General features: G+C 55.6%; 15 protein-coding genes. All 15 read left to right on the forward strand.

Translation table 11 applies throughout. The features are described 5' to 3' along the window. The first annotated feature begins 29 nt into the window (after positions 1–29). The 15 genes from BQ2657_RS07385 to prfB all read left to right on the forward strand — a co-directional run bounded on the left by BQ2657_RS07385 (position 30) and on the right by prfB (position 21,228). On the forward strand, positions 30–4,967 hold the full coding sequence (locus BQ2657_RS07385; protein WP_075580047.1) for a nucleotidyl transferase family protein: 4,938 nt from the start codon (positions 30–32) through the stop codon (positions 4,965–4,967). 28 nt (positions 4,968–4,995) lie between these two features. Next, on the forward strand, positions 4,996–5,982 hold the full coding sequence (locus tag BQ2657_RS07390; protein ID WP_075580048.1) for a lactate/malate family dehydrogenase: 987 nt from the start codon (positions 4,996–4,998) through the stop codon (positions 5,980–5,982). 25 nt (positions 5,983–6,007) lie between these two features. After that, positions 6,008–7,111 carry a flavodoxin family protein gene (locus tag BQ2657_RS07395; protein ID WP_075580049.1) on the forward strand — a complete coding sequence of 368 codons (1,104 nt, stop codon included), beginning with the start codon at positions 6,008–6,010 and terminating at the stop codon, positions 7,109–7,111. 297 nt (positions 7,112–7,408) lie between these two features. After that, a complete protein-coding gene (locus tag BQ2657_RS07400) occupies positions 7,409–8,779 on the forward strand; it encodes an SLC13 family permease (protein ID WP_075580050.1) in 1,371 nt (456 codons plus the stop codon). 45 nt (positions 8,780–8,824) lie between these two features. Then, entirely contained in the window at positions 8,825–10,027 is a 1,203-nt protein-coding gene (locus tag BQ2657_RS07405) for a CaiB/BaiF CoA transferase family protein (protein WP_075580051.1), read from the forward strand. 19 nt (positions 10,028–10,046) lie between these two features. Beyond that, positions 10,047–10,976, forward strand: coding sequence for a hydroxymethylglutaryl-CoA lyase (locus BQ2657_RS07410; protein WP_075580052.1), 930 nt, complete (start codon positions 10,047–10,049; stop codon positions 10,974–10,976). 161 nt (positions 10,977–11,137) lie between these two features. Next, on the forward strand, positions 11,138–11,830 hold the full coding sequence (locus BQ2657_RS07415) for a GntR family transcriptional regulator (RefSeq protein WP_075580053.1): 693 nt from the start codon (positions 11,138–11,140) through the stop codon (positions 11,828–11,830). 152 nt (positions 11,831–11,982) lie between these two features. Further along, on the forward strand, positions 11,983–13,416 hold the full coding sequence (locus BQ2657_RS07420) for an anion permease (protein ID WP_075580054.1): 1,434 nt from the start codon (positions 11,983–11,985) through the stop codon (positions 13,414–13,416). A gap of 93 nt (positions 13,417–13,509) precedes the next feature. Further along, positions 13,510–14,295: a basic amino acid ABC transporter substrate-binding protein gene (locus BQ2657_RS07425; protein WP_075580055.1), complete on the forward strand. Its 786-nt coding sequence runs from the start codon at positions 13,510–13,512 to the stop codon at positions 14,293–14,295. Between the two features lie 165 nt (positions 14,296–14,460). After that, positions 14,461–15,240 carry a basic amino acid ABC transporter substrate-binding protein gene (locus tag BQ2657_RS07430; RefSeq protein WP_083236204.1) on the forward strand — a complete coding sequence of 260 codons (780 nt, stop codon included), beginning with the start codon at positions 14,461–14,463 and terminating at the stop codon, positions 15,238–15,240. Between the two features lie 27 nt (positions 15,241–15,267). Next, positions 15,268–15,924 (forward strand): amino acid ABC transporter permease, encoded by a 657-nt coding sequence (locus tag BQ2657_RS07435; protein ID WP_075580057.1) that lies wholly within the window; start codon positions 15,268–15,270, stop codon positions 15,922–15,924. Position 15,925: 1 nt separating this feature from the next. Further along, positions 15,926–16,645 (forward strand): amino acid ABC transporter ATP-binding protein, encoded by a 720-nt coding sequence (locus BQ2657_RS07440; protein WP_075581019.1) that lies wholly within the window; start codon positions 15,926–15,928, stop codon positions 16,643–16,645. Positions 16,646–16,811: 166 nt separating this feature from the next. Beyond that, complete coding sequence (gene hpf / locus BQ2657_RS07445; protein WP_075580058.1) at positions 16,812–17,357, forward strand: ribosome hibernation-promoting factor, HPF/YfiA family; 546 nt, start codon at positions 16,812–16,814, stop codon at positions 17,355–17,357. A gap of 184 nt (positions 17,358–17,541) precedes the next feature. Further along, positions 17,542–20,007 (forward strand): preprotein translocase subunit SecA, encoded by a 2,466-nt coding sequence (gene secA / locus BQ2657_RS07450; protein WP_345742843.1) that lies wholly within the window; start codon positions 17,542–17,544, stop codon positions 20,005–20,007. A gap of 120 nt (positions 20,008–20,127) precedes the next feature. After that, positions 20,128–21,228 (forward strand): peptide chain release factor 2, encoded by a 1,101-nt coding sequence (gene prfB / locus BQ2657_RS07455; RefSeq protein WP_075580060.1) that lies wholly within the window; start codon positions 20,128–20,130, stop codon positions 21,226–21,228. The last annotated feature ends 2 nt before the right edge of the window (positions 21,229–21,230 follow it).

The following is a 21,230-nucleotide window of genomic DNA, read 5'->3' on the forward strand; positions in this document are numbered from 1 at the left end:
AAAAGTACCACTTGTCTGGGAGAACTTTCATGAAAGAGATGGAAAATACAATCAATTTATGGGAATCGCTCCAGGAGGCGGTGCGCACGCCGGCCTTCTGCAAAGCTGTAGGCCTTACCTTGGAACAGGTACAGCAGCAGCTCAAAGCCTGCCGTCTGGAGGAAGCCTGTCCCCTCCTGGAAAGCACCGCCGATCCCCAAGGCCGGTTCTCTGCCTCGGCTGCTTTGGAGATCCTCCGAGGCTTCCTGCCGGTCCTGGCGGATGAACCGCCCCAAGGCTGGCTGTCTGACTGCTACCAGTATCTGCTCCGTCAGATCTTCCCGGAAACCACGGAACCGGAGCCTCCGGAAGCCGCCCTCCGCTACGGAGCCGGACGGCGGACCCTGCTCCAGCTCCTCCGGGGCCTGTACCATTACGAAAAGCTCCGCTGTCCCTTCGATCCCCGGATGAACATTGCCCTGCTGCCGGTGAAAGAAGTCCGGAAGGAACATTATACCCGGGAATATCTGCGGTTCTGCACCTTGGTCCGGGACCGGTATTTGTACGAATTCATGCGCCTGGGGACGGAAGTGACTCCCTTCAATACCTTGGGGCATATCGGCGGGGTGTCCTATGTGGCGGTGTTTATGGCCCGGCAGCTCCACAAACAGGGGGTGCCGGTGGATGTGGCCCTCATTGCCGGGGCTGCGGCAGTCCATGATATGGGCAAATACGGCTGCAAGAAAGGAGAGGAGAAACGAGTCCCCTACCTCCATTATTATTATACGGACCTTTTCTGCGAACGGGAAGGGCTGCCCCAGATGGGGCACATTGCTGCCAACCATTCGGTGTGGGATCTGGAATTGGAGAACCTGTCTGTGGAATCCCTGCTGCTGATTTATGCAGATTTCCGGGTGAAAAGCTTCCGGGATCAGGATGGGAAGGAAGTGGTCCGTTTCTACACCCTCCGGGAAGCCTTTGACGTAATCCTCCGGAAGCTGGACGATGTGGATGGGGCCAAGCGCCAGCGCTACCAGAAGGTGTATATGAAACTGGCGGATTTCGAGGCCTATATGGAAGAAATGGGGGTCACCACGGAACTGCCGGCTGATTTTGCCTCGGCACCGCGCCAGGAAAAAGTCCGGCCCCGGCGGGAAAATGTCCTCCTGGAAGGAGAAGAGGTGGTCCGCCAGCTGAAATATGCCGCCATTGCCCACAACATCCGGCTCATGAGCCTTTTCCGCAGCGAGCGGGATTTCGGCAACCTGATCGAAGCCGCCCGCAGCGAGCAGAACTGGAAGAACCTCAGAGCCTATATCAGCATCTTTGAAGAATATTCCACTTACATGACGGAACGGCAGAAGCTGATGACCCTCCAGTTCCTGTATGAGCTCCTGAGCCACCAGGAAGAGGACATCCGAGTCCAGGCAGCCACTCTCATGGGGAAGATCGTAGCCAATTTCAACGAACGCTACACCAAGGAACTGCCACAGGGGGTGCTGCTACCCCGGAAGAAGGTCACCAACCAGACCTTGTTCCGGCAGTACCTGGACCAGATCATCGATCCGGAGCGGCGCTATACCCAGCAGCACAAGAACCGGATCGGCTCCTGTCTGGGACCCTTTGTCCGGTCGGTGCTGGCCACCCGGTACCAGCGGCTGGGGACGGCCCAGGCCAACATCGTCGAAGAAGAGCATCCCACTGCCCCCTATCTGGACGTGCTGGCGGGCTGGTATCAGCTGCCGGCGCCTACTCCGGAACAGCGGATGACCCTGCTCCAGGCTCTGCTGTTCCTCCGTCCGGAAGATCTCACTAGGGAATTTTGCCAAAAAGTAGAGCAGACACTGGAAGAAGCGGCGGGGGATCCCATCCTCATTGTGCGGATCGGAGCCCTTTATGCTGCCCACCATCTCTTCGGGGAAAAAGCAGGAAAAGGAACCTTCGTCCTCCAGCTGCTCCGGACCATGGACCTGCCGGAAGATCCCCAGGCTTTTGCCGAAAGGGAAAGCAGCCTCTTCCTAGAAGACCTGAAAAGTGGGGTCCACTGGATGATCAAGATGGCCAACATCCATCTCATGTGCCACGCCCTGCTGCACCGGAAAGAACCGGGGAATGTGATGCACTTGGGGATGCATCTGTGCAACTTGGTGAAGGTCAGCGAATACCTGGCCGTGCGCCAGGCGGCCGGAGAAGCACTTCTGGAGATCGCCGATTCCATGACTTACGCCCAGCGCAACGAAATGGCGGTGGAGCTGTTCAACGGCCTGGAAATCGGGGACCTGCAAATCACCAAATACGTGCCGGAATACCTGGGCCGGATGATCTTGAAGCTGCTGCCGGAGGAACTGGATGAATTCCTCTCTTCCCTCCGGGAAGACATGGATTCCACCAATTTCCAGCTGGCCGGGGCGGCGGTGGATACCATGGGGGTAGTGCTGGAAAATTTCCAGGCATTTGCAGATCGGTTCCCCGGAGCGGGGGGAGAAAACGAAAAACGCCAGCTCCGGCTGCTCTACGCCATCCTCCGGGCCTTTGCCCATTACAACCGGGAACTGAGCCGGGATGCTTTCCGGGACCTGGCCGCTTACGTGTTCCGCAGCCGGCAGATGTCGGATGGCCGGAAGGATTTCCTTTTCCTCCACAGCTGCAAGAAGATCTGGGTGCTCCTCAACGAAAATACTGAAGGGAAACTGGATTTCTACAGCAATGCGGCGGTCCTGAACCATTTGTACCGATACATCGGCCGGGTGGAAGCCCAAGGGGGCGGCTTCGCCTTCCCCGCAAAGCGGAAGGTCTGCTTCTACCCCGGCACCTTCGATCCCTTCAGCAGCGGACACAAAGCAGTGGCCCGGCGGATCCGGGATATGGGGTTTACAGTGTATCTGGCCCTGGATGAATTCTCCTGGTCTAAACACACCCAGCCCCGGCTCATGCGCCGGAAAATCATGAACATGTCCGTGGCGGATATGGAGGATATCTATCCCTTCTCGGAGAACCTGCCGGTGAACATCGCCAACCCGGAAGATATCCGGAAACTGAAGGCAATCTTTGCCCACAAGGAACTGTACCTGGCTGTGGGATCCGATGTGGTGGAAAATGCCTCGGCTTACCGGCTGGAGCCGGCGGAAGATTCCATCCATTCGGTGAACCATATCATATTCCAGAGGGAGACTCGGGAAAATTCCAACTGGTACACGGATGCTCCGGCCCGGCAGGAACAGGAAAAGACCGCGGAAAAGAAGATCCGGGGAAAGATCCTCCATCTGCGGCTGGATAAATTCTACGAGGATGTGAGTTCCACCCGGATCCGGGAGAATATCGATCAGAACCGGGATATTTCCGCTCTCATAGACCCGGTGGCCCAGAACTTCATCTATGCAAACAATTTGTATCTCCGGGAACCTGCCTATAAGCACATCTTGGAAGCCAGGGAAATCGGCATCGGAGAATTCCGGCCCCGGAAAGGGGAGGAATTGCCCCATCTTCCGGAACTCTTGGAAGGAAAGGGGACGGACGGCCTGCTGCTCCGGCGCTATCTGGAATGGCGGGGCGAAGACGGCCGGCCGAAGGTCTTTACCCAATATGTGGACAGCGGGGAACGGGGGAAACATCTGGCGGCTTTCGGAGCGGTGCACCAGGTGCCGGTCCGGGAACTGCTCCTGGAATTCCAGGATCCCCAGGCGGCAGAACACATCCGGGAAGAAGCTTCTGGGCGCATTGCGGCCCTGGGGTATTTTGCGGTCAGCGGGGACAGTCCCATCTCCCATCCAGGACAGATCCTCCTGACGGAGATGATGACGGAACTGATCAACCGGGATTTCACTTATGTGGTTTACCATCCGGTGGATCCTTCCGGCTATCGGGAAGAGGCCATCGGAGCCTTGGTCCGCCAGGGCTTTGTGGATATCGCTCCGGAAGGGGCGTCCCATCCTCTTTATGCCGTCCAGATCAAATCCCCGGTGGTATTGTTCCGGGATGTGGAAACCACCATCAAGAATCCCTTCAACAAGAATCCCCGGGTGCTCCGGGCCCTGGATCGGGCCCACAACAATCTCCTGCGGGTGCTCCGGAGGCTCTATCCGGGGAAACTGATCCTTTCCTTCAACCCCAGCGCCATGCACTACCGGATCATCCAGAAAGTGGCCCGGCTCAATGGGGTCTCCACCTTGGAAGATCCCAAGAAACGGCGGGGACCCTACATGTCCGTCCCCTTCGGGAAGGCCCTCAGCGATGTGCTGGTGCCTAACACGGTAACCAAAGCCCTCCATATCGAAAAGTACTTCAATCGGGCCGTGAAGGGGTTTACCTTGGCGGAAGCTCATCATTACGCTACCGTGGATAACCAGGTGAAGACCATCCGGTCCTTCCGCCGGCCGGTGATCCTCATCGACGATCTGCTGGAAAAAGGGCATCGGATGCGGATGCTCACGCCCTATCTGAAAAAGAACGACGTGGAAGTCCGGGAAGTATTGGTGGGGGTCATGACCGGCTATGCCATGGACCTGATGGCCCAGCAGGGCCTCCACTGTGAAAGCGCTTACTTCCTGCCGTCCCTGGAACTGTGGCTCAACGAGCGGGACTGCTATCCCTTCATCGGCGGGGACAGCATCGATAATGCCAACAACTACAGCGGTTATGACCGGAATCCTTCGGTGAACCTGATCCTGCCCTATGTGAAGCCAGAATTCATCTGCGGCGGAGAGGCGGATGCGGTGAACCTCTATTCCCTTACCTGTCTCCAGAATGCCCGGCTGATCATGGAGACCCTCCAGGACGAATACCAGGCCCTGTATGAAAAACGGCTCACTTTGAAGCGGCTGGGAGAAGTGCTTTCCGTGCTCCGGATCCCGGATATGGATATCGGGGTGAAATTCGACGCCAACATGGACCCCACCCGTTTCATCGACAACGACATCGAACGGCTGGTGCGGCTGCGCTGGGGAGAAGGCGGCATCCGGCTGCAGGAAAGGAACCGGGGTGGCGAATGAGCCGGTCCATTGGAAAGGAGCGAAAGAGATGGAAAAAGAATGGTATCATATCAGCGATCTGCCGAAAGAAGTGGGGGTTTCCCATCCCCTATCCCTGGCTGGACGGCCGGCGCTCCCGGCCAAGAAACGGGTGCACATCCTGGCCCTGGGGGATGTGGGCCGGACCATGCTCCTGGGGCTCCGGCTCCTGGGGGCGGACCAGATTGCTTCCATCGGTCTCTGCGACCTGGACGAAAAAAAACTCCAGCGGCTGGAAATCGAAATCAACCAGATCCGCTATCCCTTCCCCACCGAGGAACAAGTGCTGCCTCCTGTGGACATCATACCGGAAGACCGGCTCTTTGCCTGCGATGTGTTCATCTTCTGTGCCACCAAGGGCACGCCTCCCATCGGGGCTAAGGGGGATATGCGGATGATCCAGTTGGAGGCCAACCGTGAGCTGGTCCGGCATTTCGGAGAACTGGCTCGGAAGGCGGCTTATAAGGGGCTGGCCTGCATCGTCTCCGATCCCGTGGACAACCTGTGCCGGGCCTTTTGGGAAAGCTCCGGCCTGGCGCCCTGGCAGGTCCAGGGGTACGGGCTGGGGGTCATGCACGCCCGGGCCTGCTACTATGCGGAAAAGGATCCCCAGCTGAGCCATTATCTTACGGAAGGACGGGCTTTCGGACCCCATGGCCAGGACCTGGTGATCGCTGACAGCCTGGAACAGTACGATGATGCCCTCTCCCGGGAACTGACCCGAAAGACAGTGGCCTGCAACCTGGAAGTCCGGGCTCTGGGATATAAGCCCTATCTGGCGCCGGCTCTTTCCAGTGCGGCCCTTTCCATCCTGCTGACCCTCCGAGGGGCCTGGCATTACGGATCCCTGTATCTGGGTGACCAGGAAGAGGGAGCTTTCTTGGGCCTGAAGAACCGGCTGACGGAAACAGGTTTCGAATATGAGGATCCGGCTCTTTGCCCCGCCCTTTACGGACGGATCCGCCAGGCCTATCTGAATCTGTGCCGGATGAAGTGACCGGCTGCTGCAGGAAGGGATTGCTATGTTCTATGTGATCAAGCTGGGATGGCAGGAAGAAGAGGATACCGGGCGGGTGGACCGGGTGCTGGCCAGGGCCCTCCGGGACCATCCTCATCAGGTGGTGGGGACAGCTGCGGAATTTGCCCGGCTCTTCCCGGAAGAGGGCCCTAGGGGACCTCAGCGGCTGCTTTTTGTGGTGAACCTGGCCCGGGGCGGCATGAGCCTGGGGTTCGCCAAGCTCATTGCCTATGTTTCCCAGCACCGGCACTGCCTGGAAAACTGCGTGGGCAGCGTTGTGGTGGACGGGGCGGAGGAACTATTCACCAAGAAGGCCGGCCGGGAGATGATTTTCCTGGCCAACCGGTCCGGCTGCAGCTTCCCCGGCGCTCCCCTTGTGGAAGCTACTGGCTCCCTGTACAATTTCAACATCCAGGCCAAGCTCCAAGGAGTGGACAACCTGGAAGCCTACGAAAATGCCGTGGAACGGCTGGTGAGACAGCTCCTGGCCTTCCAGGGGGCTCCGGTACCGGAAGGGAGAAAGCACCGGATCGCCCTGTTCCATGCCAGCAGCCGGAAGACCTCCAACACCCTGCTCCTTTGGAGCCTGGTCCGCCGTGCCATGGGCAGCCGGGCCCTGGTGCGGGAAGTGAACCTGCGGAACGGCACCGTGGTGGATTGCCGGGGCTGCAGTTACGAAGCCTGTCTTCATTTCGGGGAGCAGGGGGATTGTTTTTACGGGGGCGTCATGGTGGAAGAAGGGTATCCTGCCATCCGGGAAAGCGATACCCTGGTGTTCTGCTGTCCCAATTACAATGATGCGGTGAGCGCCAACATCATGGCTTTCTTCAACCGGATGACCGCTCTGTACAGGAAAGATTTCCTGGAATTCGCCAAAAAGCGGGTCTTTGCCCTGGTGGTCTCCGGCTACAGCGGGGGAGACATCGTGGCGGAGCAGATCATCGATGCCCTGAACTGCAACAAGAGGTTTCTCCTGCCACCCCATTTCGCCCTGATGGAGACCGCCAACGATCCGGGAAGCATCCTCCTGAATGAGGGAGTGGAGCAAAGGGCACAAGAGATGGCGGAGAGGATCGCAGGGAGTCCGGAATCAGAAGCCTCAAGATAAGAGCCGCCTAGTTGGCCGAATCCTTTTGATTGCAGAGGATCCAAGTTGGAATCATCGAAATAGTACTGTCCAGAAAAGACAGTACTATTTTTATTTATCTTTATAGAAATATGAATTTACAAACTGCTGAAAAATCGGGAAAAATAATAAATTTAATGACAGGGTAAGTCCGTCAGATTAAAAAGAAATGTCTAAAAATTCTAGTAAAACCTATTGCATTTTTTGTGGGAAAGAGGTATATTGTTGTCGACAAGAATTGTCGACAAAAGTTGTCGAGCAAAATGGGAGGCGGAAAAAATGATCGCAATAATTGCAATCGTAATGATCGGTATCATGATGTTCGTCTTGATGAGGAACAAGGCTCACCCGGTAATTGCCTTTTCCATCCTGCCAATCCTGGCCGGGATCGCACTGGTATTTACCGTAGGAATCAACGGACCCAAAGGTGAGATCCTCAGCATCAGCGATCAGATCGGTGTTGTCATTGAAAAATGGGCAGCCGGCGGTGTAAAGACCACCATGTCCAATGCAACCCTGTTCATCTTCTCCATCATGTATTTCGGGATGATGAGCGACGCCGGGATGTTCGATCCCATCGTCCATGGGCTGACCAAGATTTCCGGGAGCGACCCCGTCAAGGTATATTTGACCACCTGCCTGATCGCTCTGGTGTCCCAGGCTGATGGTGCTACGGCTACCACTTACCTGGTTACGATTCCTGCTATGTTACCTTTGTTTAAAAAACTGAAACTGAATGTACTGAGTATGCTGTGCTTGATCGGTGTGACCACAGGGAACTGGAACATGGTCCCCTGGGGCGGCACCATCATCCGTACGGCGACGACCGTGACCAACCTTGGTACTCCGGCAACTCCGAACGGCCTGTGGGTCAAAATCCTCCCCACTGAACTCCTGGGTATGGTATTAGCACTGGCACTGGCAGTCTGGTTCGGCATGCTGGACCGGAAACGCCTGACCAAGGAATACGGCCCGGATTACTTCAAGAACATCGCTCTGGACGGCCCGCAGATCGACCAGGAAACAGACGACCTGAAACGGCCGAACCTGCTGGCCTTCAACCTGATCCTGACCATCGCCGTGATCGTATCCATGGTGGTCACCAAAGTCCCTGCTTACTTGGCCTTCATGTTGGGCACCGGCATCGGCGCCTTCGTGAACTACCGCGGCCTGGCTACCCAGACCAAAGTCCTGGAAAACCATGCCAGCACCGCCATCGGTACGGCATCCACTTTCCTGTGCGCCGGCGTATTCCTGGGTATCTTCAAGGACTCCGGCATGACCCTTGCTCTGGCTAACCTGATCCTGGGCGTCCTGCCTCATGCTCTCCTGATCCACGCAGGCCGTATCATCGGTATCCTGGGTTCTGTGGTCGGTCTGGTATTCAGCCCGGATCTGTACTACTACTCTCTGCTGCCGGTTGTGGGCGAAGTGGTGAAGGCCGTTGGGGGCAGCCCCGAAAAAGTCGGCCTGGCCATGCTGATCGGCGAAAACATCGGTGTTCCTATTTCTCCCTGCGTACCGACCACGTTCCTGGCCATCGGCCTGGCTGGCGTACAGCTGAAGGATCACATCCTGTATTCTCTGAAATATGATCTGCTGGTATCCGCCATTATGGTTGTGTTTGCCATGATGATGGGTGTGGCTTGATGGAAAATCCGCTTTTGTGCAATAGATTTTAGGAGGTAATCAGTAATGGATGATGCAAAAGGTCTTTTGGAAGGTGTCGTTGTTCTGGATCTGACCCGGGTGCTGGCAGGGCCTTACTGCTGCGCTCTCCTGGCCGATATGGGGGCCACGGTGATCAAGATCGAGAACCCCAAGGGCGGGGATGATTCCCGTCACATGGGACCCTTCATCAACGACAACTCTGTATACTACGCCAACTTCAACCGCAGCAAATATGGCTGCACCATCAACTTCAAAGCTCCGGAAGGCAAAGAGATGTTCAAGGAAATGGTGAAACAGGCCGATGTGGTCATCGAAAACTACCGGCCCGGCACCATGGAGAAACTGGGTCTGGGCTATGACGATGTCCTGAGCAAGATCAACCCCTCCCTGATCTACGGCGCTGTCTCCGGCTTCGGCCAGACCGGCCCTTACAGCCGGCGGGCGGGCTATGACATCATCGGCCAGGCCATGGGCGGCATGATGAGCACCACCGGCTGGCCCGGCGGCGAACCCACCCGTGTAGGCACCCCCATCGGGGATGTATTGGGCGGCCTGAACCTGTGCATCGGCGTCCTGGCAGCCCTGGTGAACCGGGTAAAGACCGGCAAAGGTGAAAAGGTGGATGTGGCTCTGGTGGATTCCGTGGCCGCGGCTATGGAAAACATCACCATGATCTACCAGGCAACGGGCCGGATCCCTCAGCGGATCGGCAACCGGTATGAATCTACCTATCCCTATGATTCCTTCCCGGCCAAGGACGGCAACGTGATCATCGGCACCGCCAACAACAAGCTCTATGACATCCTCTGTGACGTGATGGGCAAACCGGAATTGAAGACCGATCCCAAGTTCAAAGATGTGAAGGACCGGGTGGCCAACCATGTGGAAATGCGGAAGATCGTCTCCGATTGGACCAGCCAGTACACCATCGACGAAGTGGTGGAAACCTTGAACAAAGCCGGCGTACCTTCCTGCCAGGTGAACACCCTGGACCGTCTGGTGAAGGAACCCCAGGTGGCCGGCGATCGGAAGATGTTCCCGGAAATGGATCAGCCGGGCATCGGCAAACTGAACATCACCGCCGCGCCCCAGCACTTCACCCGGACCAAGGCCTGCATCCGGAAAGCAGCTCCTCTCCTGGGCGAAGACAATGCAGCCATCTTCAAGAAGTTCCTGGGCTATGATGCAGCGAAACTGGCAGAACTGAAAGACAAAGGCGTCATCTGAGGGGAAGGTGCAGGAAATCATGGGAAAGAAAATCGAAATCGTCGAAGTGGGGCCCCGTGACGGGTTCCAGAACCTGAAAGAATACCTGCCGGCAGAAAAGAAACTGGAAATCATCGATTCCCTGATCGCCTCCGGCGTGAAGCATATGCAGATCACTTCCTTCGTCCATCCCAAGGCCATCCCGCAAATGCGGGATGCGGCCCAGGTGGCGGAGACCTGCCTGAAGAAATATCCGGATCTGGACCTGTTCGCCCTGATCCCCAACTACAAGGGAGCAGAGAACGCCCGGAAAGTGGGTATGAAGAAGGTCACCAACGTGATCTCCCTCAGCGAATCCCACAACAAGGCCAACATCAACCGGACGAGAGACGAATCCTTCGAAGGATTGGAAAAAATCGTGAAGGATTTCTCAAAGGATATGGAAGTGTGCCTGGATGTGGCCACCGCTTTCGGCTGCCCCTTCGAAGGGAAGTTCTATGATGTGAAGCCTCTCTTGGCCTTCCTGAAACGAGGCCATGACATGGGGATCCGTTCCTTCACCCTGTGCGATACAGTGGGCCTGGCGGATCCGAAACAGGTCCGGGAATTTGTGAAAGCCTCCCTGGAAGAATTCCCGGATTCCCATTTCGAAGTCCACATCCACGATACCCGGGGCATGGGCTTGGTGAACACCCTGGCGGCTGTGGAAGCCGGCATCGGCGGTGTCCAATCCACCCTGGGCGGCTTAGGGGGCTGCCCCTTCGCACCGGGAGCTTCCGGCAACACGGCTACGGAAGATCTGGTATTGATGTTCAACGAAATGGGCTACGACACAGGCATCGATTTCGCCAAGATCCTGGCCGCGGCCAAGAAAGAACATGCAGAAGTGGAGGGGAACTATTCCGGCCACAACATCAATATCCAGAACAATACCGGGTGCTGCACGCCTCCTCAGCAGCATAACGAGTAAATAGGAAGCAAGGGCTGTGAAAAGTACCGTACATTTTGTCGGTCATTTTTCACAGCTCTTTTTTAAAGCAATGTTAAATTATTTGTATTTGCGGAATCCTGAGACAAAAATGTGATATACTAAATAAAAAAGAGAAAAAAAGAGAAAGCAGGTGAAGTTGGATGGAAATCTATGAGATGCCCCGGTTGGAGGGAGAAACCAACAGCGATTACGTATATCGGAGCCTCCGGGAAAGCATCATCCGGATTACACTCCGGCCGGGGGAAATCATCAGTGAACCCCTGCTGCAGAATTATTTCCAGATGAGCCGCAGCCCCATCCGGGAAGCCCTCAGCATCCTGAAACACGAAAATCTGCTTTCCGTGGCTCCCAAATCCCGCACCCAGGTGGTGCTCATGAACAAGCGCCTCCTGATGGAAAGCCGCTATCTCCGGTGCGTCATGGAAGAAAAGATCCTCAAACGGATCCTGGAAAAAGATACGGAACCCCTTCAGCAGCAACTGAAGAAAATCATGGACGAAGCGGAAGACGCCATGAAGCATCGGTCTTCCGCTGTTAAAGTCATTTTTGACTATGACAGCCTGTTCCACCGGACCGTCTTCGAATTCGCCGGCTTCAGCTACCTATGGGATATGATCCGCACCTATAACATCCAGTACAGCCGGTTCCTGAACCTGTATGTGGAAGAAAAGCTCTATGGAGAGAGCTTCCTGCCGGACCACCGGAAGCTGATCCAGCGGATCAAAGACAAGGATTGGCCCCACCTGGAACAATACGTCAATGACAACTACGCCCATGTGGAAGGGTATCTCCGGGAACTGGAAACGAAACATCCCAGTTATTTTGACAATTGAAAAAGGGGTGTGAAAAAATCTACACCCTGGTCACGGCCCGCGACTCATGGCCCAGGGACTGCTGCATGCGCAACAGCCCCTTTTCTTATCTTCTTTTATGGAGTATGATAGAAAACTGTACGCAGCAGTTGCTGCTGACTAACTCAATCTCCATGAAAGAAGGTCTGTTTTTTTTGAAAGCTGCAAGCAAATGGAAACGATTCGGCTTCTGCCTGGTCCTAGGCACCCTGTTCTTCCTGGTGCCGCCTCCCGGGAGCCTTTCCCCGGCGGGTTGGCACGTCTTCGGAATCTTTGCCACCACCATCCTGGGGCTGATCCTGAAACCCATCCCTACTGGAAATATGGCCCTCTTGGCCATTGTAGCCCTGTGTCTCACTGGGACCCTGACTTTGGAAGAAGTGCTCAGTGGGTTTAGTTTGCCTACCATCTGGCTGGTTGTGGTAGCCTTCTTTATCTCCCGGGGCATCGTGAAAACCGGCCTGGGGGAGCGGATCGCCTACCTGTTCGTGGAGCGGTTCGGCCGGAAACCTCTGTTCTTGGCCTATTCTTTGGTGGCCAGCGATCTGATCATCGCACCGGCCATGCCCAGCAATGCTGCCCGGGCGGGAGGGATCCTGGCTCCCATCGTCCAGTCCCTGAACACCACTTTTGGCTCCGATCCCAAACGGGGGACGGAGAAACGGCTGGGGAATTTCCTGGTGTCGGTGGTGTTTCAGTGTGACGTAGTGATTTCTGCCGTATTCCTTACCTCCATGGCTGCCAATCCCATGATCGTCAGCTTCGCCGGAGACCTGCTGGGGATCCAGATGACCTGGGGCGGTTGGTTGGCTGCTTCCTGCGTCCCCGGGATCCTTTCCTTGCTCCTGTATCCCCTGGTGATCTACCGGATCGATCCGCCGGAGCTGAAGGAAACGCCGGAGGCACCGGCCTTGGCCCGGGAGAAGCTGGATGCCATGGGTCCCCTGAAACGGGAAGAGAAAGTCATGGGGCTGATTTTCCTGCTGCTCATCGCTCTGTGGTCCGGAGGGAGATATCTGGGCATCAGCGAGACCCTTACCGCTTTCATCGGTCTTTGCTTGCTGCTCCTTACGGGGGTCCTTTCCTGGGAGGATGTGAAAAGCGAAAAGGGGGCCTGGGATACCTTGATCTGGTTCGCCATCTTGGTGATGATGGCGAACCAATTAAACGCCAAGGGGATGATTCCCTGGTTCAGCCAGGAGATGGCTGGGCTGGTAGCCGGTACCAATGGCCTGGCAGCTATGGTGGTCCTGGGGTTGGTGTATTTCTATTCCCATTATCTCTTTGCCAGCAGCACTGCCCATGTGAGTGCCATGTATGCCGCCTTCCTTACGGTGATGGCCAGTGCCGGGGCGCCTCCAGCCATGGCGGCCTACATCTTGGCCTGGTTCAGCAGCCTGTTCTGCTGCCTGACCCATTACGGTTCCGGCCCGGCCCCTATCTTCTTTGGCGCCGGGTACGTCTCTCAGAACCGGTGGTGGGGAATCGGTTTCCTCCTTTCCCTGCTGTCCCTCCTGATCTGGGGAGGTCTGGGCAGCCTATGGGGGAAGCTGCTGGGGTTGTGGTAAAGATTTACGATTGCATAAAAATTAATATTGATGTATAATTATCACAACATAACCCACAAAACCCTGTATATGGGCCAACAAGGAGGAATATTTATGAAAAAGATAAAGATGTTCGCTGGAATCCTGGCCGGGCTGATGCTCTGCGCTGCAGCAGCCGGATGCGGGGGCGGTACGGGAAGCGGAGACAAAAAGGCTGCAGAGAAGAAGGAACTGATCGTAGGGACGAATCCTTCTTTTGCCCCCTTTGAATTTACGGACAAGAAAGACGGCAAGGTCATGGGCTTCGACATCGACCTGATCAACGCCCTGGCCAAGAAAGCCGGATATGAAAAGGTGACCGTCAAAAGCATTGCCTTCGATGGGCTGATCCCTTCACTAGAATCTGGGAACATCGATGTATCTATCACGGGGATGAGCATCACCGACGAACGGAAGAAAAAGGTGAACTTCACCGATCCCTATTATGAATCCGGATTGATGGCGGTGGTGAAGAAGGATAATACAGCCATCAATGGCCTGGATGATCTGAAGGGCAAGACCATTGCGGTGCAGCTGGGCACCACCGGGGCCAAATATGCGGAAACCATCGAGGGAGCGAAGGTGAAGACCTTCGATTCTTCGGATCTGGCCTGCCTGGAACTGAAGAACGGGGGAGCCGATGCAGTGATCAGCGATCTGCCGGTGCTCCAGTACTTCCTGAAACAGGGGGGAAGCCAGTACGCCAAGAGCGTGGGGACTCCCAAGAAAGGCGACTTCTACGGCATCGCTACAGCCAAGAAGAACAAGGACATGTGCGACAAGCTGAACAAAGCCTTGGCTGAACTGAAGAAGGACGGGGAATACCAGAAGATCTACGACAAGTGGTTCAAGGCGGAGTAAAGAAAAAGGGGCTGTTGCATGCGCAACAGCCCCTTTTTGGGCTCGCGCCCCGTGACTCACGACCCATGGAGTGAATTTTTCCACACCGCCCTTTTCTCGAAAACCAGTTGTATAAACATACGCAAAGCTGTATAATGATTACATTATGAAGATGGAGGGAAGATCATGAAAAAAATCTCTGCTGTAATGTGCGTACTGGCTGCCCTGATGCTGGCTGTAGCTGGCTGCGGGAGCGATACCAAACAGGCTGCCAATGACCAAAAAGCGATCAAAGTAGGGACCGAACCCACCTTTGCTCCTTTTGAATTCCAGGAAAAAGATTCCAAGGAATTCGCCGGTTTCGATATGGACCTGGCTCGGGCCATCGGCAAGCAGCTGGGTAAGAAAGTGGAAATCCAGAACATGGGCTTCGATGCCCTGATTCCGGCCCTGAATTCTGGGAACATCGATGTGGTGGCTGCCGGCATGAGCATCACTGACGAACGGAAGAAGGCAGTGACTTTTTCCGATCCTTACTATACTTCCGGCCTGGTGGTGGTGGTCACCAAGGACAACAACGAAGTCAAGGGTGTGAAAGATCTGGAAGGCAAGAAAATCGCCGTGCAGATCGGCACCACTGGGGCTGACAAAGCGGCCAAGGTCCCCGGAGCCAAAGTCACTTCCTTCAATACCAATGCGGAAGTATTCCTGGAACTGGAAAACAAGGGCGTGGATGCAGTGATCATCGACAGACCGGTGGCCCAGTACTACCTGACTAAGGAAGGCAAGGAGAAGGACAAGATCGTAGGGGACACCATGGATGCGGAATCCTACGGCTTTGCTTTCAAGAAGGACAGCAAACTGGCTGCAGATTTCAACAAGGCTCTGGCTGAACTGAAGAAGAACGGGGAGTATGACAAGATCTACACCAAATGGTTCGGCAAAGATGCCAAGGCTGCCAAGTAAGCGGCCTCTGGAAAAGGACGAGAATGCATGAATTTTGAGATCATCAAAGAATCCCTGCCCCTGCTGCTTGCCGGGGCAGGCATCACTGTAGAAATCACGGCAGCGAGCGTGGGCCTGGGCCTGGCGATCGGTGTCATCGTGTCCCTGATCAGGCTCTGCGGGATCAGGGCACTGCGCATTTTAGGAGACATTTATGTGACGTTCCTCCGGGGGACGCCTCTTTTGGTCCAGATCTTCCTGGTGTATTTCGCCCTGCCGGCGTTGATCCATCACCGGGTGGACGCTTATGTGGCCGCCATTTCCGCCTGCTCCATCAATTCCGGGGCCTATGTAGCGGAAATCTTCCGGGGCGGCATCGAATCCATCGACAAGGGACAGATGGAAGCCGGCCGGAGCTTGGGCATGACCTGGTGGCAAACCATGCGCCACATCATCCTGCCCCAGGCCTTCAAGCGGATCATTCCGCCTCTGGGCAACGAATTCATCGCCATGCTGAAGGATTCTTCCCTGGTGTCCGTCATTGGGTTCGAAGAATTGACCCGGCGGGGCCAGCTGATCATCGCCCGGACCTATGCTTCTTTTGAGATCTGGCTCAGCGTGGCCATCATCTATCTGGTCATGACATTTGCCGTGGCTCGTTTCGTAGGCGTCCTGGAAAGGCGGTATAAGAAAGATGAACAATGAAATGATCAAAGTCCAAGGACTCCGAAAAAGTTACGGGGACAATGAGGTCCTCAAGGGCATCGATGTGACCATCGCCGAACAGGAAGTGGTGGTGGTGATCGGTCCCAGCGGCGGAGGGAAGAGTACTTTTCTGCGCTGCCTGAACTATCTGGAAGTGCCCACCGCCGGCACCATCACTTTTGACGGGATCCCCCTCAACGGGGAAGCCAACATCAACGAAGTGCGGAAAGAAGTGGGGATGGTGTTCCAGCGGTTCAACCTGTTCCCCCATATGACGGTGATGGACAACCTGATTTTGGCGCCCATGATCGTCCGCCACGAATCCAAAGAGGAAGCGGTGGAAAAAGCCAAACTGTACCTGGACAAGGTGGGCCTGCTGAACAAGGCAGAGGCCTATCCGGGAAGCCTATCTGGGGGCCAGCAGCAGCGGGTGGCCATTGCCCGGGCCCTGTGCATGAAGCCCAAGGCCATGCTCTTTGACGAACCCACATCTGCCCTGGATCCGGAAATGATCAACGAAGTGCTGGACGTGATGAAGAACCTGGCCCAGGAAGGGATGACCATGGTGGTGGTGACTCATGAAATGGGCTTTGCCCGGGAAGTCGGGGATCGGATCCTCTTCCTGGACGGGGGAAAGATCCTGGAACAGGGTGACCCCACCGAATTCTTCGCCCATCCTAAAAACGAACGGGCACAGAATTTCCTTTCGAAGATATTGTAAGAAGGGGGTGCTGCACGTGTATGGTTTTCACACGTGCAACAACCCCTTCTCTTTTATCCAAAAATTTTACATTTTCCCCATTTTCTTTGCAGGGATTTCTGCACAGTTGTAGAATAGTATTAATAACAACGATGGGAAATGTCCCATTGGTGAGGAGGTAGTTATTATGGCAGTCAAAGTTCGTGGTAAAAACATCGAGGTTACCCAGGCATTAAGAGATTATGTGGAAAAACGTGTCCAGACCATTACCAAGCAGTTCAAGACCGTAGGAGAGATTACGGCGGTGATGCGGGTGGAAAAGGGGAACCATATCGTTGAAATCACGGTCCCGGCCAGCGGCATCGTCCTGAGAGCCCAGGAATCGTCCGAAAATATGTATGCATCCATCGACCAGTGTGTGGAAAAGATCGAACGGCAGATCCACAAATATAAGACCCGTCTGATGAAACGGAAATACAGCAATTTCCGGGATGCAGAACCGGCTCCCCTGCCGGATGTAACTGAAGAAGTACCGGAAGAGACGGAAGAATTCAAAGTGGCCCGGACCAAGAACTACACCATGCGGCCCATGGGCGTCCAGGAAGCCATCATGCAGATGAATATGCTGAACCATGATTTCTTCGTATTCTTCAATGCGGAAACGGAAAAGATCGCCATCGTCTACCGGAGAAAGAGCGGGGATTACGGCCTGATCAATCCGGAACTGGCCTAAAGGACCTTGAGGAGGGTCCCTTTCCGGGAATTCATGAAATTTTTACAAAGAGTCGAGGCATTTGCCCCGACTCTTTTTGACTTTCATATACGCATTTGTTACAATTAAAAAATAGATTTAGAATGATAGTTTTGCGCCTGGAGCGCTGCAGTATCGAGGAGTGATATACTTGCTGGAAAACCTGATGAAACTGGTCTTTGGGGACCCTAATAAGAAAGAACTGAAGGTCTGCCAAGGCTATGTGGATAAGATCAATGCGCTGGAACCGGAAATGTCCGGTCTCAGCGATGCCCGTCTGTGTGCCAAGACCCAAGAATTCAAGCTGCGCCTGTCCAAAGGGGAGACCCTGGACGACCTGCTGCCGGAAGCCTTCGCCGTGGTCCGGGAAGCTTCCCGCCGGGTGCTGGGGCTGCGCCATTTCGATGTGCAGCTGATCGGGGGCTGTATCCTCCACCGGGGGAACATCGCCGAGATGCGTACCGGTGAAGGGAAGACCCTGGTGGCTACCCTGCCGGCCTATCTGAATGCCCTGGAAGGGAAAGGGGTCCATGTGGTCACCGTCAACGACTACCTGGCCCGCCGGGACAGCGAAGATATGGGCCGGGTGTACCGGTTCCTGGGCCTTTCTGTAGGGCTGATCATCCACGATATGGATTATCCCGCCCGGAAGGCGGCCTATGCAGCGGACATCACCTACGGCACCAACAATGAATTTGGGTTCGACTACCTCCGGGACAACATGGTGGTCTCTCTGGACCAGATGGTCCAGCGGCCTCTCCATTATGCCATCGTGGACGAAGTGGACTCCATCCTCATCGATGAAGCCCGGACCCCGCTGATCATTTCCGGCCCTGGGGAAAAATCCACGGATCTCTACAACATCATGGCCGATGTAGTGAAGAACTTCAAGGAAAAAGAAGATTACACCGTGGATGAGAAGCTCAAGACTGTGGCTCCTACGGAAACTGGGATCGCCAAGGCGGAAAAGCTCCTGGGTGTGAAGAACATGTATGATCCGGAAAATGGCACGGACCTGTCCCATCAGCTGATGGAAGCCCTGAAGGCCAAGGCCCTGATGATCCGGGACCGGGACTATGTGGTGAAGGACGGGGAAGTCATCATCGTGGACGAATTCACTGGCCGTCTCATGTACGGGCGCCGGTATTCCGAAGGGCTGCACCAGGCCATCGAAGCCAAGGAACATGTGAAGGTGGAACGGGAAAGCCAGACCCTGGCCACCATCACCTTCCAGAACTACTTCCGGATGTACGAGAAGCTTTCCGGGATGACGGGCACGGCCAAGACGGAAGAACAGGAATTCCAGAAAATCTACGGCCTTAGCGTGTATGTGGTGCCTACCAATAAACCCAATATCCGGATCGACTATCCGGATGTGATCTACAAGACCAAGAAGGCCAAGTACCGGGCCGTGGTGAAGGCCATCGAAGAACTCCACGCCATCGGCCGTCCGGTGCTAGTGGGGACCACTTCCATCGCCCAGAGCGAGGAACTGTCCGCCATGCTCCATAAAAAAGGCATCCAGCACAATGTACTGAATGCCAAGTACCACGAAAAGGAAGCCGAGATCGTAGCTGATGCCGGCCAGATGGGTGCTGTGACCATTGCCACCAACATGGCCGGCCGTGGTACGGATATCACCCTGGGCGAAGGGGTGGCCGAACTGGGTGGGCTCCATATCATCGGTACGGAACGCCACGAATCCCGCCGGATCGACAATCAGCTCCGGGGCCGCTGCGCCCGGCAGGGAGACCCTGGCTCCACCCGGTTCTATCTGTCCCTGGAAGATGATCTGATGCGGCTCTTCGGCTCTGACAATATTTCCGGGATCATGGACAAGCTGGGGATGGACGAAGATGAGCCCATCGAACACCGGCTGGTCACCCGGTCCATCGAGAACGCCCAGAAGAAAGTGGAAAGCCGGAATTTCGACATCCGGAAACACGTGCTGGAATATGACGATGTGATGAACGAACAGCGGGAAGTGATCTATGACCAGCGCCGGAAGATCCTGGAAAAGGCGGATCTGAAGGAAACAGTGCTGGGCATGGCGGACCACATCGTGGACCGGACCATGGATATGTATGCCCCTAAAGAAGCCTACAGCGAAGACTGGGATGTCCCTGCCATGATTAAATATGCAGAGGAATTCTATGCACCCCTGGGCCGGCTGAAGGCCGATGAACTGTCCAATATGAGCCGGGAGGAACTGGAGGAATCCCTCCACAAACTGGCCCATGCCTATTATGATGAACGGGAAGCCGCCATCACTGCCCCCATCATGCGGGAACTGGAGAACCTTGTGATGCTGAAGGTGGTGGATACCCACTGGATGGAACACCTGGATGCCATGGATGCCCTCCGGGAAGGGATCGGGCTCCGGGCTTACGGCCAGCGGGATCCTCTGGTGGAATACAAATTTGAAGCTTATGATATGTTCGAAGCCATGAAGGAAGCCATTGTGGATGATGTGGTCCGGTACATGTACCGGGTGAACGTAGTGACCCAGCCTACGGTGGAAGACCATCTTTCCGAGGCTTCTGTGAACAACCCCAACGTGGACGGGACGGCAGAAGGAGCCCAGGCTCCGGCAGAACTCCATAAGGCGGAGAAAAACAGCGGGTCCAAGTGACCTTGGGGCTGAGGCCGGGCAGGAAAGGCTGAAGCACAAAAGGGATGCAGCAAACGGAGCTGGGGAAACCCGGCTTCGTTTTTCCCATTTTTATTTTCGAAAAGAAAGGGCTGGAATATCTTGTTACTGGAAGAACTGAAACCGGCGATCACCCAACTGAAAGAGAAATTGGACGAATTGAAAGGCGGGCTGAAGATCGCCCAAAAAGAAGAACGGATCGAAGACCTGGAGCATCAGATGGCAGCACCCGGTTTCTGGGATGATCCGGACAAGGCCCAGGTAGTGGCTCAGGAAGCCAACAACCTGAAAAGCGAAGTGGAGACGTACCATGGGCTTTCCCAGAAACTGGAGGATGTGGAGACCCTCTGGGAAATGGCCATGGAAGAAAAGGATGACAGCCTCCAGGGCGAAATCGAGGAGGAAGTGGAGAACGCCCGGAAGACCCTGGCAGACTTGGAACTGGGCATGCTGCTCAGCGACCAGTACGATGCCAACAACGCCATCCTGACCCTCCATGCCGGGGCCGGCGGCACGGAAGCCCAGGACTGGACCAACATGCTGCTGCGGATGTACACTCGGTATGCGGAACGGAAAGGGTTCACCGTGGAACTCCTGGACCTGCTTCCTGGGGAAGAAGCCGGGGTGAAAAGTGCCACTCTGACCATCCAGGGGCACAATGCCTATGGCTACCTGAAAAGTGAGAAGGGGGTCCACCGGCTGGTGCGGATCTCTCCCTTTGACGCCAACGCCCGGCGGCACACTTCTTTTGCCGCAGTGGACGTCATGCCGGAACTGGACGAAACCGTGGAAGTGGATTTGAACATGGATGATGTACGGGTGGACTACTATCGGGCCAGCGGCGCCGGCGGACAGCACGTCAACAAGACTTCTTCCGCCGTCCGGATGACCCACCTCCCCACCGGGATCGTGGTCCAGTGCCAGAACGAACGGAGCCAGCTCCAGAACAAGGAACGCTGCCTGGCCTTGCTCCGTGCCAAACTGTATGAATACGAAAAGGCCATCCAGGACAAAAAAATCAGCGAGATCGCCGGGGATTACCAGGCCATCGAATGGGGCAGCCAGATCCGCTCCTATGTATTCCAGCCCTACACCATGGTGAAGGACCATCGGACCGGTGCAGAAACCGGCAACATCCAGGCCGTGATGGACGGGGATCTGGACCCGTTTGTAGAAGCGTATCTGCGAAGCCTGAAGCACTGAGC

The organism is Acidaminococcus massiliensis, from assembly GCF_900095825.1.
Taxonomy (GTDB): Bacteria; Bacillota; Negativicutes; order Acidaminococcales; family Acidaminococcaceae; genus Acidaminococcus; species Acidaminococcus massiliensis.

Coding starts and splice junctions, on each gene's coding strand:
- BQ2657_RS07440 (WP_075581019.1), top strand. CDS start 15,926: ATGATCAAAGTCCAAGGACTCCGAAAAAGTTACGGGGACAATGAGGTC.
- BQ2657_RS07415 (WP_075580053.1), top strand. CDS start 11,138: ATGGAAATCTATGAGATGCCCCGGTTGGAGGGAGAAACCAACAGCGAT.
- BQ2657_RS07385 (WP_075580047.1), top strand. CDS start 30: ATGAAAGAGATGGAAAATACAATCAATTTATGGGAATCGCTCCAGGAG.
- secA (WP_345742843.1), top strand. CDS start 17,542: ATGAAACTGGTCTTTGGGGACCCTAATAAGAAAGAACTGAAGGTCTGC.
- BQ2657_RS07405 (WP_075580051.1), top strand. CDS start 8,825: ATGGATGATGCAAAAGGTCTTTTGGAAGGTGTCGTTGTTCTGGATCTG.
- BQ2657_RS07435 (WP_075580057.1), top strand. CDS start 15,268: ATGAATTTTGAGATCATCAAAGAATCCCTGCCCCTGCTGCTTGCCGGG.
- BQ2657_RS07395 (WP_075580049.1), top strand. CDS start 6,008: ATGTTCTATGTGATCAAGCTGGGATGGCAGGAAGAAGAGGATACCGGG.
- BQ2657_RS07425 (WP_075580055.1), top strand. CDS start 13,510: ATGAAAAAGATAAAGATGTTCGCTGGAATCCTGGCCGGGCTGATGCTC.
- BQ2657_RS07430 (WP_083236204.1), top strand. CDS start 14,461: ATGAAAAAAATCTCTGCTGTAATGTGCGTACTGGCTGCCCTGATGCTG.
- BQ2657_RS07410 (WP_075580052.1), top strand. CDS start 10,047: ATGGGAAAGAAAATCGAAATCGTCGAAGTGGGGCCCCGTGACGGGTTC.
- BQ2657_RS07420 (WP_075580054.1), top strand. CDS start 11,983: ATGAAAGAAGGTCTGTTTTTTTTGAAAGCTGCAAGCAAATGGAAACGA.
- hpf (WP_075580058.1), top strand. CDS start 16,812: ATGGCAGTCAAAGTTCGTGGTAAAAACATCGAGGTTACCCAGGCATTA.
- BQ2657_RS07390 (WP_075580048.1), top strand. CDS start 4,996: ATGGAAAAAGAATGGTATCATATCAGCGATCTGCCGAAAGAAGTGGGG.
- BQ2657_RS07400 (WP_075580050.1), top strand. CDS start 7,409: ATGATCGCAATAATTGCAATCGTAATGATCGGTATCATGATGTTCGTC.